Source organism: Actinacidiphila cocklensis, from assembly GCF_907177275.1.
In the GTDB taxonomy this organism is placed as follows: domain Bacteria; phylum Actinomycetota; class Actinomycetes; order Streptomycetales; family Streptomycetaceae; genus Actinacidiphila; species Actinacidiphila cocklensis.
Genome location: NZ_CAJSLV010000063.1, coordinates 1 through 15,101, shown reverse-complemented (window position 1 = coordinate 15,101; position 15,101 = coordinate 1). Strand labels below are relative to the sequence as shown.

Sequence of the window (15,101 nt, the reverse complement as noted above, 5' to 3'; positions counted from 1 at the left end):
CGCAGGACGGCCCGTCGTGGCTGGTCGCGCGGTTCCTCGCGTCCCTGGGGTGATCGCCCCTTGCGGGCGGGCGGTCGGCTTTCCCCCGGCGGGGGTTGCGCGCGCGGTTCCGCCCCCAGGGCTTCGCCTGGGGGCGCCCCCAGCGCCGCCTGGGGTGATTGCCCCTAGCGGTGGCGTTGCCTGCCTGCGGCCGCGTCGTGGTCGTCGCGCTCGCGCGGCGGCGGCCGCAGATCAGATGCGGCCTCGCGACGTCAGGGGTGCGGGGAACCGTGCGGCCAGGCCGTGCGGGGGGAAGGTCCGTGGGCGTCCAGGGCGGGCTGTCGGGTCGGCGCCGGCAGACGGCGGATCGGCCAGGCCCAGTGGCCGCGGCCCGGGCGTGGGGTCGGGGGGTCGGTGACCGGGCCGGGGATGACCGCGAGCGCCACGCCCAGCAGGGCGGAGCCCACGAGGCAGTCCAGCCAGTAGTGGTTGGCGGTGCCGACCACCACGAGCATGGTCACCAGCGGGTGCAGCAGCCACAGCCACCGCCAGCGCGAGCGGTACGCGGCGATCAGGCCGACTGCGATGGCCAGCGCCCAGCCGACGTGCAGCGACGGCATCGCCGCGAACTGGTTGGCCATCGAGTCGCTGTCCGGTCTGCCGTAGACGGCCGGGCCGTAGACCGCCGCGGTGTCGACCATGCCGTCGCCGGGCAGCAGCCGCGGCGGGGCGAGCGGGAAGAACAGGTGGCCGATCAGCGCCAGCATCGTCTGGATCACGATGGCCCGCCTGATCCACAGGTAGTGCGCCCGCTTCTTGGTGAACATCCAGCCCAGGAAGACGACCATCGCCGGGAAGTGCACCGTGGCGTAGAGGTAGTTGGCGGTGTGGACCAGCGTCTCGCTGTGCAGCATCAGGTCCTGCAGGGACCGCTCGCTCGGCAGGTGCACCGCGCGTTCGAACGACCAGACCCCGTCGGCGTGCCGGTAGGCGCCGTCCGTACGGCCGTTGGCCACCATGCGGCCGTACTTGTACAGCGCGTTGACGGCGAACAGCAGCACCAGCTCGGGCAGCAGCAGCGGGAGTCTGGCCGGCAGCGGGATGCGTGGTGGTCTCGGAAGGAGGCGCTTGGCGGTGATGACCGACGACGTCCCGCTCCCCAGTCCCATACCAGCAGCCCCTGCCCCTCCATCGACGTTCACCGACAGCCCGGACGCAGCGGTCGTCTGCAACGCCTGCCCCGGAGAACCGACGCGAAGCCGACCGCTCCCGGCCATCCTTGCAAAACCACCGCGAAATGTCCGTGAGGCCAATCCCACGCGCCCCGTGCTCAACCTTTTTGCGCCGCGGGGCGAGGGCCGGGGCGGGCGTCCCCCGAGTGTCCGGTGAGTCGCAAGCGGCGGATCAGGCTACGCAAAAACTGTGCACACCCGTGAAGTTGTGCGCCAAAGACGCGAAATACGCTCGCACGAGCCTTGTGGAAACGGACGGCGCCGACCTAGGTTCACCTCACCCGGTGCCTGCCGGCGCCCCGCCGTCAGACCGGGCCGCCGCGGGTGCCGGGGGCGAACGGACCCCCACCTGAGCCTGTCCTGAGAGAATCGAGCTTTCGATGTCACGGAGCATCACCGGTGCTGTGGCGAGATGGTCATCGGGCCCGCGGCGAAGAGCCGCCGTGACGGTCGCGTCGGTGACCGCGGCGGCGGCCGCGCTCGGCGTGCTGAGCGGCGGCACCGCGGTCGCCAAGGCGCCGGCGCCCGACGCCGGCAAGGCCGTGGTCACCCGGGCCGCCCTCGACCCGGCGCTGACCGCGGGACGCGGCGCCGATGTCGGCTTCGCCGAGCAGGAGGCCGAGAACGCGCGCACCGACGGCACCGTCATCGGCCCGGGCCGGGACGCCTACACCCTGCCCGCCGAGGCCTCGGGCCGCAGCGCGGTGACCCTGAAGCCGGGGCAGTACGTCGATTTCACGCTGCCGAGCGCGGCCAACGCGGTCAACGTGCGCTACAGCATCCCCGACGCCCCCGCGGGCGGCGGCGGCACCTCGCCGCTGAAGGTCACCGTCGACGGCGGCGCGGCGAAGACCATGACGCTGACCTCGCAGTACGCCTGGCTCTACAACCTGTATCCGTTCTCGAACGACCCGAACGCCGACATCACCCACCCCGACTGGTGGGTCACCGAGTGCGGCTGCGTGCCGAACGCCACCACGCCCACGCCGGTCTTCGCCAAGCCCTTCCGGCCCAACCACTTCTACGACGAGCAGCGGCTGCTGCTCGGCCGTACGTACAAGGCGGGCCAGACCGTACGGCTGACCGTGCCGGCCGGGGCCGCGACCACCACCGTCGACCTGCTGGACTCGCAGCTGGTCGCGCCGCCGAAGGTCGACCTGCCGGCGGCCGACGTGCTGCTCTTCGGCGCCGACCCGACCGGCCGGCGGGACTCGGCCGGCGCGATCGACAAGGCGATCGCCTTCGCGCAGCGCGCCCACCTGAAGGTCTACATCCCGCCGGGCACCTACCAGGTCAGCCGGCACATCATCGTCGACCACGTGACCATCGAGGGCGCGGGCAGCTGGTACACGGTCATCAAGGGCCACCAGGTGGACCTGGCGACCCCGGCCCCCGATGGGAGCGTGCACACCGGGGTCGGCTTCTACGGCAAGGACGCGGCGGCGGGCGGCAGTTCCGACGTCCACCTGTCGGGCTTCGCGATCCAGGGCGACGTGCGCGAGCGGATCGACACCGACCAGGTCAACGGGATCGGCGGCTCGCTCAGCGACTCCACCATCGACGGGCTGTACATCCAGCACACCAAGGTCGGCATGTGGTTCGACGGGCCGATGAGCAATCTGCGGATCACGAACAACGTGATCGTCGACCAGATCGCCGACGGCATCAACTTCCACACCGGCGTGACGCGTTCGGCGATCTCCGGCAACTTCCTGCGCAACACCGGCGACGACGCGCTCGCGATGTGGTCGGAGAGGACCGAGGACGCCGGCAACACCATCGACCACAACACCGTGCAGACCCCGGTGCTCGCCAACGGCATCGCCGTCTACGGCGGTACGGACAACACCGTCTCCGCCAACCTGATCGCCGACCCGGTCCGCGAGGGCAGCGCCCTGCACGTCGGCTCGCGCTTCGGCTCCGAGGCCTTCACCGGCAAGCTGACGATCGCCGGCAACACCACGGTCAGGGCCGGGACGTACGAGCTGAACTGGAAGATCGGGCTCGGCGCGATCTGGTTCTACGCGCTGGAGAAGAACATCGACGCCGACGTCCAGGTGACCGGCGACCGCTTCCTCGACAGCACCTACAACGCGATCATGCTGGTCAGCGACTTCCCGGTGAAGGACCTTTACTCCATCACCGGCGCCCACTTCAAGGACATCCAGGTCGACGGCACCGGCACCTCCGTGCTCAGCGCCCGGGCCAAGGGCGGCGCGACCTTCGAGAACGTCGACGCCCGCAACGTCGGAGCCGTCGGCATCAACAACTGCGGCTCCTTCAACTTCCCCGCCACCGGCTCCGAGTTCGCCGTCACCGACCTCGGCGGCAACGACGGCGGCGGCACCACCGGTCCCTGGCTGGCCCCGTGGGAGCTGCCCAACACCATCACCTGCGACGACCGCCCCGCCGTGGTCCCGCCGCCGGCCCCCTCCGCCTGGTAGCCGGAACCACCCCGCCGGCCGGTCGCGTCCGCCGCGGCCGGCCGGTGCCGTTGTCCGGGGGAGGCCCCCGCGGGGCACTACGCTCGGCGGCATGAGCGATCAGCACTTCGAGACCCTGGCCATCCACGCGGGGCAGCCGGCCGACGCGCAGACCGGCGCCGTCGTCACCCCGATCTACCAGGTGTCGACGTACAAGCAGGACGGCGTCGGCGGCCTGCGGGGCGGTTACGAGTACAGCCGGTCGGCGAACCCCACCAGGACCGCGCTCGAAGCGAACCTGGCGGCGCTGGAGGGCGGCAGCCGCGGGCTCGCCTTCGCGTCGGGCCTGGCGGCCGAGGACTGCCTGCTGCGTACCGTGCTCGCCCCCGGCGACCACGTGGTGATCCCCAACGACGCCTACGGCGGCACCTTCCGGCTGTTCGCGAAGGTCGTGGAGCGCTGGGGCGTGACCTGGTCGGTGGCCGACACCTCCGACGTGCAGGCGGTGCGCGACGCGGTACGCCCCGAGACGAAGCTGATCTGGGTGGAGACGCCCTCCAACCCGCTGCTGGGCGTCAGCGACATCGCCGCGCTCGCCGGGGTGGCCCGGCAGGCGGGGGTGCGGCTGGTGGTGGACAACACCTTCGCCAGCCCGTATCTCCAGCAGCCGCTCGCGCTGGGCGCCGACGTGGTGGTGCACTCCACGACGAAGTACATGGGAGGCCACTCCGACGTGGTCGGCGGCGCCCTGGTGACCTCGGACGCCGGTCTCGGCGAGGAGCTGGCCTACCACCAGAACGCGATGGGCGCGGTCGCAGGTCCCTTCGACGCGTGGCTGGTGATGCGCGGCATCAAGACCCTCGCGGTGCGCATGGACCGGCACAGCGCCAACGCCACCCGGGTCGCGCACCTGCTGTCCGCGCACCCGAAGGTGACCCAGGTCTACTACCCGGGGCTGCCCGAGCACCCGGGCCACGAGGTGGCCGCCAAGCAGATGAAGGCCTTCGGCGGGATGGTGTCCTTCCGGGTCGACGGCGGCGAGGAGGCGGCGGTCGCGGTGTGCGACCGGGCGAAGCTGTTCACCCTCGGCGAGTCGCTGGGCGGCGTCGAGTCGCTGATCGAGCACCCGGGCCGGATGACGCACGCGTCGGTCGCCGGCTCCGCCCTGGAGGTGCCGGCCGACCTGGTCCGGCTGTCGGTGGGCATCGAGGCGGTGGACGACCTGCTGGCCGACCTGAGCCAGGCCCTGGCCTGACCCCCGGGCCGCCCGTCCCGGCTCAGCGCGGCAGCCGCAGCAGCGGCGCCGGGAGGCGGCCCAGGCTCACCGGCGACCACCAGGTGCCGTCGCCGGTGTCGCCGGCCGGGTCGTGGTGCTCGGGCCAGGCGAGCACCGCCAGCACGATGCCGGCCACCACCGCGGCCACCAGCAGCACCCACAGCACCTGCCGCCGGACGCGGCGGCGGCGTACCGTACGCCGCCCCCGCACGGTCGCGCGGGCCACCAGGTCGGCGGGCACCGCCGGGTGCGGGGTGTCGAGCAGCTGCCGCACCTCGTCGTCGCGCCGGTTCGGCGCCCTCACGGCGCCACCTGCTGGGCTGCCCGGCGGTCGGCGCGGTCCGCGCGGTCGCGGGCCTCGGCGACCGTACGCGGCGCCGCCTGGGGTGTGCGGCCGGCCGGCGGTGTGCCGCCGGCCGGGGGTTTGCCCGACGGGTCGTAGCGGCGGCTGCGCAGGGTCGCGGTGGCCCGGGCGCCGATCGCCCTGACCCGGTCGGTGGCCAGTCCGAGCTGGGCCGCGGTCTGCTCCTCCGCGACACCCTCGAAGTACCGCATCGTGACGACGAGCCGCTCCTGCGGGGTGAGCCGTGCGAGCACCCCGCCGCGCGGGCGCCGCCACCACGGCCGGTAGGCGAAGCGGCGTACCAGCTCCGCCCGCGCCTGGTCGTACGGGTCGTCGGCGCGCATCCGCAGCCAGTCGGCGTACGTGCGGGCCAGCGTCGCGGTGAGCAGCCGCTCGGCCTGCTCCCGGTCGCCGGTCAGCAGGGTGGCGGTGTGCAGCAGTCGGCCCGCCGCCCCGGCGCTGAACGCCGCGAATTCGGCGTCCCGTCGGATCTCCGCTGCCGCCCGGCGCTTCCCCACGCGGCCATGGGACGGCAACCGGGTGTTCCCGGTCAAGCCCCTTGCGGGTCCCCCTGTGACTCGTACGCACCATGCGCACGCGAGGCACCTGCCGTCGCTCCCGGGGCCTCGTCGTCGCCGCGGCCGAGGCCGGCGTGCCAGTCGGCGAGCGAGATGTTGAACCGTACGAGAAGGTCGGTGAAGACCTCCCGCTCCCCTTCCGTCCACCCGTCGGTGACCTGGGCCATCAGCCGGCGGCGCGAGTCGCGCACCTCGTCGAGCCGGCCGCGGCCGCGCGGCGAGACCGCGAGCACCACGGCCCGGCCGTCGTCCGGGTGCGAGGTGCGCTTGACCAGGCCGGTGTCGACCAGCGGCGCCACCTGCCGGGTGACCGTGGAGGAGTCGATACCCATGGCCTCGGCGAGTGCCTTGACACCCATGGGACCCTCCCGGTCGAGCCGGTTGAGCAGCAGATATGCGGCGCGGTCCATCGAGTTGCGGGCCTTGCCCACACCGCCGAGCCGGGTCTGTTCCGCGCGGCGGGCGAAAAGGGCCACCTGGTGCTGGAGGCGCTCAAGAAGTTCTGACGAGGTCTCCGTCGGTTTGGACATGACCTTGAAGCTCGCGTTCTGTCGGTCCTGTGAAGGGCGATCGGACGGCGGGAAGTTGGGAGAAGAGTACGCGGACCGGATGCCCGAGTGACCCTGCACGCACAAACCGCAACCGGGTTCTGACACCACTGTGAAGGTCGGCGGGCGCACCCCTGCCCCGGTCGTGCCCCGGGCGTGGCGCGGGCGCGGGACTGCGAGACTGGTCGTATGGACCGACCGTCACCCTCCGCGCTCCTCCCGGTCACCCTCGACGACGTGCGCGGCGCCCACAAGATGCTCTCCGGCGTGGCCCGGATGACCGTGATGGAGACCAGCAGGCACCTGTCGTCGCTGGTCGGGGCACCTGTGCACCTCAAATGCGAGAATCTGCAGCGCACCGGTTCGTTCAAGATCCGCGGCGCCTACGTCCGGATCGCAGGCCTCAGCCCCGAGGAGCGGGCGGCCGGCGTCGTGGCGGCCAGCGCCGGCAACCACGCGCAGGGCGTGGCGCTCGCGGCCGCCCTGCTCGGGGTGCGCTCGACGGTCTTCATGCCGGTCGGCGCCCCGCTGCCGAAGGTCGCCGCGACCCGCGACTACGGAGCCGAGGTCCGGCTGCACGGAACGGTGGTGGACGAGACGCTGCGGGCGGCGATCGACTACGCCCAGGAGACCGGCGCGGTCTTCATCCACCCCTTCGACCACCCGGACATCATCGCCGGGCAGGGCACGGTGGGCCTGGAGATCCTGGAGCAGTGCCCCGAGGTGCGCACCATCGTGGTGGGCGTCGGAGGCGGCGGGCTCGCGGCGGGTGTCGCGGTCGCCGTCAAGGCGCTGCGGCCCGACGTGCGGGTGGTCGGGGTGCAGGCGGCAGGCGCCGCCGCGTACCCGCCCTCGCTCGCGGCCGGGCGCCCGGTCGCGCTGGGCTCGGTGGCCACCATGGCCGACGGCATCATGGTCGGCCGCCCCGGCGACGTGCCGTTCGCGCTGGTCAGGGACCTGCTGGACGACGTGGTCACGGTCTCGGAGGACCAGCTGTCGTCGGCGCTGCTGCTGTGCCTGGAGCGGGCGAAGCTGGTGGTGGAGCCGGCCGGGGCCAGCTCGGTGGCGGCGCTGCTGGCCGCGCCGCACGCGTACGAGGGGCCGGTCGTGGCGGTGCTGTCCGGCGGCAACGTGGACCCGCTGCTGATGCAGCGCATCCTGCGGCACGGCATGTCGGCGGCGGGCCGCTACCTGTCGCTGCGGCTGCGGCTGACCGACCGGCCGGGGGCGCTGGCCACGCTGCTCGGGGTGCTGTCAGTGGTGGACGCTAACGTCCTCGACGTCAGTCATGTGCGGACCGACCCGCGGCTCGGGCTCACCGAGGCGGAGGTCGAACTGCACCTGGAGACCAAGGGTCCCGAGCACTGCGCCGCGGTCGGCACGGCGCTCGAGGACGCGGGGTACGTGGTGATCGCCTGATCGGGGCGGAGCTGTCGGCGGGGTTGACGCGATATATCGCGTCTGACATTCTCGCTATATCGCGAGGATGCCCGGTAAACCGTTCGCACACCGCGGGGCATCCGGCAATCATCGGCCGATGAGTTCCGGTTGTCGGACCGGTCGTACAGCCGTAACAGCACACAGCGCAAGCAACGGACGGGAGCCAAAAAAATGCCGGGCGCCATCTATGCCGAAGGTCTGGTCAAGACCTTCGGCGATGTCAGGGCACTGGGGGGAGTGGACCTTGACGTGCCGGAGGGCACGGTCCTCGGTTTGCTCGGTCCCAACGGGGCGGGGAAGACCACCGCGGTGCGCGTCCTGACCACACTTCTGCAGCCGGACAGCGGCAGGGCCACCGTCGCGGGCATCGACGTGCTCAAGCACCCCAACGAGGTGCGCCGGCACATCGGCCTGTCGGGCCAGTTCGCGGCCGTCGACGAGTTCCTCACCGGCCGGGAGAACATCCAGATGGTCGGCGAGCTGTACCAGCTCAGCCCCAAGGCCGCCCGCCGGCGGGCCGACGAGCTGCTGGAGCGGTTCAACCTCACCGAGGCCGCCAACCGGATCTCCAAGACCTACTCCGGCGGTATGCGCCGCCGGCTCGACCTGGCCGCCGCCCTGGTCGTCAGCCCGCCGGTGATGTTCATGGACGAGCCCACCACCGGGCTCGACCCGCGCAACCGGCAGCAGCTGTGGGAGGTCATCCAGGAACTGGTCGCGGGCGGCACCACGCTGCTGCTCACCACCCAGTACCTGGAGGAGGCCGACCACCTCGCCCACGACATCTGCGTCATCGACCACGGCAAGGTCATCGCCCGCGGCACCTCCGACCAGCTCAAGGCGCAGATCGGCGGCGAGCGCGTCGAGGTCGTGGTGCACGAGCGGGACCGGATCGACGACGCCGCCCGCGCGATGGCCGCGCACGGCAAGGGCGAGGTCAAGATCGAGCAGCACACCCGGCAGATCACCGTCCCGGTCACCGGCGGCGCCAAGCTGCTGGCCGAGGTGATCCGCGACCTCGACGCCCAGGGCATCGAGATCGACGACATCGGCCTGCGCCGCCCCACCCTGGACGACGTCTTCATCTCGCTCACCGGCCACGCGGCCGAGGTGCCCGCGAACGGCGAGAGCGAGGAGGGCGACGGCGGTGCCGCCGCCGACGGAACCGCGGTCAAGGAGGCCGTCAAGTGAGTGCCGTGACCGACACCCCCCAGCTGACGCTGGCGCCGAAGGCCCGCGGCGGCCTGATCCAGTCCGCCCACGACTCGCTCGTGGTCGCCAAGCGCAACCTGCGCCGCATGATGCGCATCCCCGAGGTCGTGATCTTCGGCCTGATCCAGCCGATCATGTTCGTGGTGCTCTTCAGCTACGTCTTCGGCGGGTCCGTCAACGTCGGCGGCTCGTCCAGCGCCTCCGACTACCGCGAGTTCCTGATGGCCGGCATCTTCGCGCAGACCGTCACCTTCGCGACCGCCGGCGCCGGCGCCGGCATCGCCGACGACATGAGCAAGGGCCTGATCGACCGGTTCCGCTCGCTGCCGATGTCCCGCGGCGCGGTCCTCACCGGCCGCACCCTGGCCGACCTGGTGCAGACCGCGCTGACCGTCGTGGTGCTGGCCTGCGTCGGCCTGCTGGTCGGCTGGCGCATCCACAACGGCATCCCGAAGATGTTCGGCGCCTTCGCGCTGCTGCTCCTGCTGGGCTACGCCTTCTCCTGGATCGGCGCGCTGATCGGCCTGTCCGTGCGGTCGCCCGAGGCGGCCACCTCGGGCGGCCTGATCTGGCTGTTCCCGGTGACCTTCGTGTCGAACGCGTTCGTGTCGCCGCAGTTCATGCCGGCCTGGCTGCGGCACGTGGCCGAGTGGAACCCCTTCAGCGCCACCGTCCAGGCCTCCCGCGTGCTGTTCGGCAACCCGGGCGTCGTCAAGTCCGGCGCCTGGCCGATGGAGCACCCGGTGTGGGCGTCGCTGATCTGGTCGGTGATCATCATCGCGGCCTTCCGCACCCTGGCGGTCCGCAAGTACCGCTCCGCGACGGCGTAACGCCGCAGGCGTACAGCAGCGAGCCCCCGGCGGTCCTGCGCCGGGGGCTCGTCCTTGTACTGGGGGGCCTGCGAGGCTCAGCCCTGGTACGGCCTGACGTCGAGGATCTTCACCGACGCGCTCCTGCCGTTCGGCAGCTCGTACGTGGCGTCGTCGCCGGTCCGCTTGCCGGCCACACCGCGACCCAGCGGGGACTGCGGCGAGTACGTCTCCAGGTCGCTGGAGATCCCCTCGCGGGAGCCGAGCAGGAAGGTCGTGGTGTCGTCCGGGTCACCGTCGAAGGCGATCGTGACGACCATGCCGGGGGCCACCACACCGTCGTCCGCGGGCGCCTCGCCCACCTTGGCGCTCTCCAGGATCTGGTTGAGCTGCCGGATGCGCAGCTCCAGCTTGCCCTGGTCCTCGCGCGCCGCGTGGTAGCCGGCGTTCTCCTTGAGATCGCCTTCCTGGCGGGCTTCCTCGATCTTTGCGACGATCTCGGCGCGCGCCGGACCAGACAGATGCTCCAGCTCGGCCTTGAGCTGGTCGTACGCCGCCTGGGTCAGCCAGGTGACGTTGTCGCTGGTCTGGGTCACAGGTGCTCCTCGTCGGTACTGTCGTGAAGAATTGCATTGCCACCGGTAGCCGGGACGAAACCACGAGCCTAACAATTACCGGCGGGCGACGGGAGCGGGTAAAGGGCGGGCGGGTCAGTCGCGCGGCGCGGCGCTGCACCCGACCAGTTCGCCGGTCTCGCCGCGGGCCGTCGTGCGGACCGTGACGACCGTGTCGACCTGTTTCGCGTGCTGCGCCAGGCGTACGTCCTTGCGGCCCACCTCGACGTGGTCGGTGCCCACCGAGCGGACCGTGCACACCGCGACGGTGCCCGCGCCCTTGTGGACCTCCAGGTGGATCTGCAGGGACTGGTCCGAGACCGCCTCGAACGCCACCACCTGGCCGCTGACCTTGTCACCGCTCAGCGAGTCGTAGCCGTACCAGCCGATACCCGCTGTGACCAGCACCGCAGCCACGATCGCGGCGATCCGCAGCTTGCGGTCGGCACGCGCGTCCGCACCGGGGCCGTAGCGTCCTTCGGGCAGGGAACCGGGCGGACCGGCCTGGACAGCCGCCATGATCGTTTCTCCCGTTCACTGACCGCGGAATTATTCGCCCCCTCGCTCGGTCACTATAGAAGGCGTTCCCCCTGCGCCGACCGAGGGGGCTCCACGACCAACAGCAGAACCAACGGGACTTTGAGGACACCTGCCTTGACTGAGCAGCTTCGACTGATGGCCGTACACGCTCACCCCGACGACGAGTCGAGCAAGGGTGCCGCCACCATGGCCAAGTACGTGTCAGAAGGGGTGGACGTACTGGTGGCCACCTGCACCGGCGGCGAGCGCGGTTCGGTGCTCAACCCCAAACTCCAGGGCGACAAGTACATCGAGGAGCACATCCACGAGGTACGCGCCAAGGAGATGGACGAGGCCAGGGAGATCCTGGGCGTCAAGCAGGCCTGGCTCGGCTTCGTCGACTCGGGACTGCCCGAGGGCGACCCGCTGCCGCCGCTGCCCGAGGGCTGCTTCGGCCTCCAGGACGTCGACGAGGCGGCCGGCGCGCTGGTGAAGCTGATCCGCGAGTTCAAGCCGCAGGTGATCACCACCTACGACGAGAACGGCGGTTACCCGCACCCCGACCACATCATGACCCACAAGATCACCATGGTGGCCTTCGAGGCCGCCGGCGACCCGAACCGGTACCCGGAGGCCGGCGAGCCCTGGACGCCGCTCAAGCTCTACTACAACCAGGGCTTCAACAAGGCCCGCACCCTCGCCCTGCACGAGGCCATTGAGGCCCGCGGCATGGAGTCCCCCTACGGGGAGTGGCTCAAGCGCTGGGACGAGTTCGCCCGGCCCGAGCGCAACATCTCCACCCACGTGCCGTGCTCGGAGTTCTTCGAGATCCGCGACAAGGCGCTGCTCGCGCACGCCACCCAGATCGACCCGGACGGCGGCTGGTTCCGGGTCCCGATGGACCTCCAGCGGGAGATCTGGCCGACCGAGGACTACGAGCTGGCGAAGACCCGCGTCGACGTCTCGCTCCCCGAGACCGACCTCTTTGCGGGCGTCCGGGAGGCCTGAGGGACAATGGGCGGCGTGACAGCAACCCACGCCTTCGGCCGCCCGCTGGTTTCCCTCGCAGAGGTGAACCAGGACAAGGTGACGCCGGGGCTCCTCGGATTCGTGATCTTCGCTGCGCTGGCCTTCGGGCTGTGGATGCTCATGAAGAACATGGGCAAGCAGATGAAGAAGATCGACTTCGAGGAGCAGGCGCCACCGGCGGCGCCCGCCCCTTCCGACCCCGAGGCCCCGCGGCCCTGACCCCCGCGTGAGGGGGCGCCCCTGGAGGGCGCCGCCCTACGCCGGGCTGTCCTGGGCCAGGATCACCCGGGCCGCGCGGCCCGGGGTCATGCCCAGGCGCCACGCCTCCCAGGGCGTGCCCGCGGCGGCGGACCCGCGTTCGACCAGCAGCGCGTACGCGGCGACGTACTCGTCGAGGTCCGGGTCGCGCCCCGGGTACCCCGCGCGTCCCGCGAGGTCGCGCAGGACGGCCAGCGCCTGCTCGACCTCCCCGCCGGAGGCGAGCAGCGTGGCGCGCAGGAACGCCGCCCAGTCCTGCCCGCGCCGGTCGCCGAGGCCGCCGAAGAGCTGGTAGGCCTCGTCCAGCAGGGTCAGCGCCTCCACCATGCGCTCGTTGCCCGCGTCGATCACCGCCAGCTCCACGCACGACCAGGCCTCGCCGTGCTCCACGCCGATCCGCCGGAAGTCCTGCCGGGCGTCCTGCAGCAGCTGCCGGGCGAAGCCGCTGTTGCGCAGGTTGCCGGTCCTGGCCGCGCGCTGGTCCCGGGTGACCCGCGCCGAGTGGTGCCGGGCGCAGGCCAGCCCGTAGACGTCCCGCATCCGGGAGAACATCGTCCGCGACCGCTCCAGGGTCCGCAGCGCCGCGTCGGTGTCGCCGCACTCCTCCAGGGCCTGCCCCAGGTGGTACAGCGTCCACGCCTCACCCCGGGCGTCCTCGCTCGCCCGGTGCCGCTGGACCGCCTCGTCCAGGTCGCGGGCCGACTCGCGGGGCTCGCCCCGCAGCAGCCTGGCCCTGGCCAGCTGGGTCATCGTCCAGGCGGTGCCGCGCGGGTCGCGGGCCAGCGCGTACGCCTGGCCGGCCGCCCGCAGCTCCGCCTCGCCCTGGTCGAGCCGGCCGAGCAGCAGATAGGTCTGGCCCAGCTGGAGGTGCGCCCACGCCTCGCCCTGCACGCTCTCGTTGGCCCGGTGCAGCGCCAGCGACTCGTGCAGCAGCTTGACGGCGCTGTCCAGCTGGCCCATGTCGCGCAGCACCGCGCCCAGCGCGTGCATCGTCCAGGCCCGGTCCTCCTCCAGCTCCGGGTCCGCCTGGATCGCCAGGCCCTCCCGCAGCTTGACCTCGGCCTCGCGCAGGTTGCCCTGGTGGTGCAGGGTGATGCCGAGGCTGTCCAGCGCGCGGGCCGCGCCCGCCGGGTGCTGCGCCTCGAAGTAGAGGTCCACCACGGTGCTCAGCGTCGACTTGGACTTGTCGAGGTCGCCCAACTGCCGTGCTGCGATGCCGGTACGCCACTGCACCGAGCGCACCAGCACGGAACGGTCCTCGTCATGGCCGGACTTGGGCTGCCGTGCGTGCTGGGCCTGCGCCATCTCGCTGATCTCGCCCAGCCGGTAGAGGTCGCCGCGCAGCAGGCAGTAGTCGCACAGCGCGCCCAGCAGCGCCTGGACCGCTGCCCGGTCGACGCCCTCGGTCTCGCGCAGCGCGGCCGTGATGAAGCTGGACTCCTCGTCCAGCCAGCGCAGCGCCGTCTCCAGCGAGGCGAACCCGTGCTGCCCGAACCGCCCGGCCCGCGTCGAGGTCTTGCCCTCGACCAGCCGCACCACGGTGTTGGCCAGGTCGGCGTACGAGCGGATGAGCCGCTCGTGGGCCGCGGCCCGCTCGACCGGGTCCTCCTCGTCGAGCAGCCGCTCGGCGGCGAAGGCGCGCGCCAGGTCGTGCGGCCGGTAGCGGCTGCCGCGGACGTTGTCGAGGAGCCCGGCCGCGGCCAGCTCGCCGAGCCTGCGGGCCGCCTCCTGGTCGTCGGTGGCCATGAGGGCGGAGGCCGCCGCGGCGCCGAAGCTCGCCCGGCCGGCCAGCGCGAGGCGGCGCAGCAGCCGGCGGTTGGGCTCCGGCTGGTCGTGGTAGCGCAGCGCCAGCACCCGGTCGACCGGGTCGCGCGGGCCGAACACCTCGATGTCGTCGACCAGTTGGGTAGGCCCGTGGTGGTCGGCCAGCGCCGACCCGGCGATCCGCAGCGCCAGCGGCAGGCCCGCGCACAGCTCGCGCAGCCGCTCGGCCTGCGCCGCGTCCGGCGCCGGCAGGCCCGCCGCCTGTGCCAGGTGGCCGAGCAGGCCCTGCGCGCCGGCGGACGACAGCGGGGCGATCTCCAGGTGGCGCACCCGGGCGTCCGGCATCTCCAGCGCCAGCGGCTCGCGCGCGGTGACCAGCACCAGGCTCTCCGAGCGCTCGGGCACCAGCGCGCGCACCTGCTCGGGGTCCGTGGCGTCGTCCAGCACGATGACCACCGGCACGCCGGCCAGGTGCTGCTGGTACTGCTCGCTGAGCCGGCGCAGGTGCTGGCCCTGGTCCTGGCGGTCCTGCCGCTCCCTGAACAGGAGCTGGTCGCGCGGCGCCCCGAGCCGGTTCAGCAGGTGCAGCAGCGCGTCCCGCACCGGCAGCGGCCCCCGGCCGTCGCCCGCGCCGCGCAGATCCACCACGCAGGCGCCCCTGAACTGGTCCTTCAACTGCTGCGCCGCGCGCACCGCGAGGGTCGTACGCCCGCTGCCGGGCGGGCCGTGCAGCACGATCACCGTGGGCTGCACGGTGACGGCCGCGCGGGCCTGGTGCACGGCCTGCGCGATCTGCGTCATCTCGCCGGTGCGGCCCGTGAAGAAGCCCTCCGCTTGCGGGAGTTGGGCGAAGGACCCCTCCAGCACCGCCCGGGTGCGGGCCGCCGCGCTGCGGTCGGAGCCGGTGCGGCGCTGGCGCGGCACCTCGGCGGTGGTCCGCTTCACCGCGACCGTCTGCGCGGCGGGACGCTCCTGGCCCGCGGCCTCCAGGAACGGCCGCACTCCGCGGCGCTCCAGCGCCGCCAGCCACAGCAGCCGCAGCTGCTCGGCGCCGCCGGGCGCCCCGCGCTCCGGCGC

General features: G+C 72.4%; 14 protein-coding genes. 7 read left to right on the top strand and 7 right to left on the bottom strand.

Annotation, left to right across the window (positions count from 1 at the left end):
* Window positions 1–251: 251 nt before the first annotated feature.
* Window positions 252–1,148 carry a phosphatase PAP2 family protein gene (locus NFU81_RS22445; protein WP_251492707.1) on the bottom strand — a complete coding sequence of 299 codons (897 nt, stop codon included), beginning with the start codon at window positions 1,146–1,148 and terminating at the stop codon, window positions 252–254.
* Between the two features lie 443 nt (window positions 1,149–1,591).
* Here NFU81_RS22445 and NFU81_RS22440 point away from each other — a divergent pair, with 443 nt between their 5' ends.
* Together NFU81_RS22440 and NFU81_RS22435 are read left to right on the top strand one after the other, a co-directional pair.
* Window positions 1,592–3,655: a glycosyl hydrolase family 28-related protein gene (locus NFU81_RS22440; RefSeq protein WP_251492705.1), complete on the top strand. Its 2,064-nt coding sequence runs from the start codon at window positions 1,592–1,594 to the stop codon at window positions 3,653–3,655.
* 91 nt (window positions 3,656–3,746) lie between these two features.
* The gene (locus tag NFU81_RS22435) at window positions 3,747–4,889 is read left to right on the top strand and encodes a cystathionine gamma-synthase (protein ID WP_251492703.1); all 1,143 of its coding nucleotides are present in this window, start codon (window positions 3,747–3,749) and stop codon (window positions 4,887–4,889) included.
* A gap of 22 nt (window positions 4,890–4,911) precedes the next feature.
* Here NFU81_RS22435 and NFU81_RS22430 read toward each other — a convergent pair whose 3' ends face one another.
* The 3 genes from NFU81_RS22430 to NFU81_RS22420 are packed head-to-tail and all read right to left on the bottom strand — an operon-like array spanning window position 4,912 to window position 6,361.
* Entirely contained in the window at window positions 4,912–5,214 is a 303-nt protein-coding gene (locus NFU81_RS22430; protein WP_251492701.1) for a hypothetical protein, read from the bottom strand.
* Window positions 5,211–5,771, bottom strand: coding sequence for a sigma factor-like helix-turn-helix DNA-binding protein (locus NFU81_RS22425; RefSeq protein WP_251492699.1), 561 nt, complete (start codon window positions 5,769–5,771; stop codon window positions 5,211–5,213). Before NFU81_RS22425 ends, NFU81_RS22430 begins: the two co-directional genes overlap by 4 nt.
* A 32-nt stretch (window positions 5,772–5,803) precedes the next feature.
* A complete protein-coding gene (locus NFU81_RS22420; RefSeq protein WP_251492698.1) occupies window positions 5,804–6,361 on the bottom strand; it encodes a MarR family winged helix-turn-helix transcriptional regulator in 558 nt (185 codons plus the stop codon).
* Window positions 6,362–6,568: 207 nt separating this feature from the next.
* On the opposite strand from NFU81_RS22420, the gene ilvA reads away from it, so the two are divergent.
* The 3 genes from ilvA (at window position 6,569) to NFU81_RS22405 (ending at window position 9,861) form a co-directional block, all read left to right on the top strand.
* Window positions 6,569–7,798: a threonine ammonia-lyase gene (ilvA, locus tag NFU81_RS22415; RefSeq protein WP_251492696.1), complete on the top strand. Its 1,230-nt coding sequence runs from the start codon at window positions 6,569–6,571 to the stop codon at window positions 7,796–7,798.
* A 192-nt stretch (window positions 7,799–7,990) separates the two neighbouring features.
* Window positions 7,991–9,010 (top strand): ATP-binding cassette domain-containing protein, encoded by a 1,020-nt coding sequence (locus NFU81_RS22410; RefSeq protein ID WP_251492694.1) that lies wholly within the window; start codon window positions 7,991–7,993, stop codon window positions 9,008–9,010.
* Complete coding sequence (locus NFU81_RS22405; protein WP_251492692.1) at window positions 9,007–9,861, top strand: ABC transporter permease; 855 nt, start codon at window positions 9,007–9,009, stop codon at window positions 9,859–9,861. The genes NFU81_RS22410 and NFU81_RS22405 overlap by 4 nt, the downstream gene beginning before the upstream one ends.
* Window positions 9,862–9,938: 77 nt before the next feature.
* On the opposite strand, the gene greA is transcribed toward NFU81_RS22405, so the two are convergent.
* Window positions 9,939–10,436 carry a transcription elongation factor GreA gene (greA, locus tag NFU81_RS22400; protein WP_251492690.1) on the bottom strand — a complete coding sequence of 166 codons (498 nt, stop codon included), beginning with the start codon at window positions 10,434–10,436 and terminating at the stop codon, window positions 9,939–9,941.
* Window positions 10,437–10,550: 114 nt separating this feature from the next.
* Window positions 10,551–10,973, bottom strand: a complete 423-nt coding sequence (locus tag NFU81_RS22395; RefSeq protein ID WP_251492688.1) for a DUF4307 domain-containing protein — start codon at window positions 10,971–10,973, stop codon at window positions 10,551–10,553.
* Window positions 10,974–11,108: 135 nt separating this feature from the next.
* Here NFU81_RS22395 and mca point away from each other — a divergent pair, with 135 nt between their 5' ends.
* A complete protein-coding gene (gene mca, locus NFU81_RS22390) occupies window positions 11,109–11,981 on the top strand; it encodes a mycothiol conjugate amidase Mca (protein ID WP_251492686.1) in 873 nt (290 codons plus the stop codon).
* A gap of 6 nt (window positions 11,982–11,987) precedes the next feature.
* Complete coding sequence (locus NFU81_RS22385) at window positions 11,988–12,221, top strand: hypothetical protein (protein WP_422665260.1); 234 nt, start codon at window positions 11,988–11,990, stop codon at window positions 12,219–12,221.
* Between the two features lie 36 nt (window positions 12,222–12,257).
* Here the strand turns inward: NFU81_RS22385 and NFU81_RS22380 are convergent.
* Window positions 12,258–15,101, bottom strand: a 2,844-nt coding sequence (locus NFU81_RS22380) for a tetratricopeptide repeat protein (protein ID WP_251492682.1), incomplete at its 5' end; no start/stop codon positions are given.

Bases quoted from the DNA above. Each gene is read 5' to 3' on its own strand.
- NFU81_RS22445 (WP_251492707.1), bottom strand. From the start codon at position 1,148: ATGGGACTGGGGAGCGGGACGTCGTCGGTCATCACCGCCAAGCGCCTC.
- NFU81_RS22440 (WP_251492705.1), top strand. From the start codon at position 1,592: ATGTCACGGAGCATCACCGGTGCTGTGGCGAGATGGTCATCGGGCCCG.
- NFU81_RS22435 (WP_251492703.1), top strand. From the start codon at position 3,747: ATGAGCGATCAGCACTTCGAGACCCTGGCCATCCACGCGGGGCAGCCG.
- NFU81_RS22420 (WP_251492698.1), bottom strand. From the start codon at position 6,361: ATGTCCAAACCGACGGAGACCTCGTCAGAACTTCTTGAGCGCCTCCAG.
- ilvA (WP_251492696.1), top strand. From the start codon at position 6,569: ATGGACCGACCGTCACCCTCCGCGCTCCTCCCGGTCACCCTCGACGAC.
- NFU81_RS22410 (WP_251492694.1), top strand. From the start codon at position 7,991: ATGCCGGGCGCCATCTATGCCGAAGGTCTGGTCAAGACCTTCGGCGAT.
- NFU81_RS22395 (WP_251492688.1), bottom strand. From the start codon at position 10,973: ATGGCGGCTGTCCAGGCCGGTCCGCCCGGTTCCCTGCCCGAAGGACGC.
- NFU81_RS22385 (WP_422665260.1), top strand. From the start codon at position 11,988: ATGGGCGGCGTGACAGCAACCCACGCCTTCGGCCGCCCGCTGGTTTCC.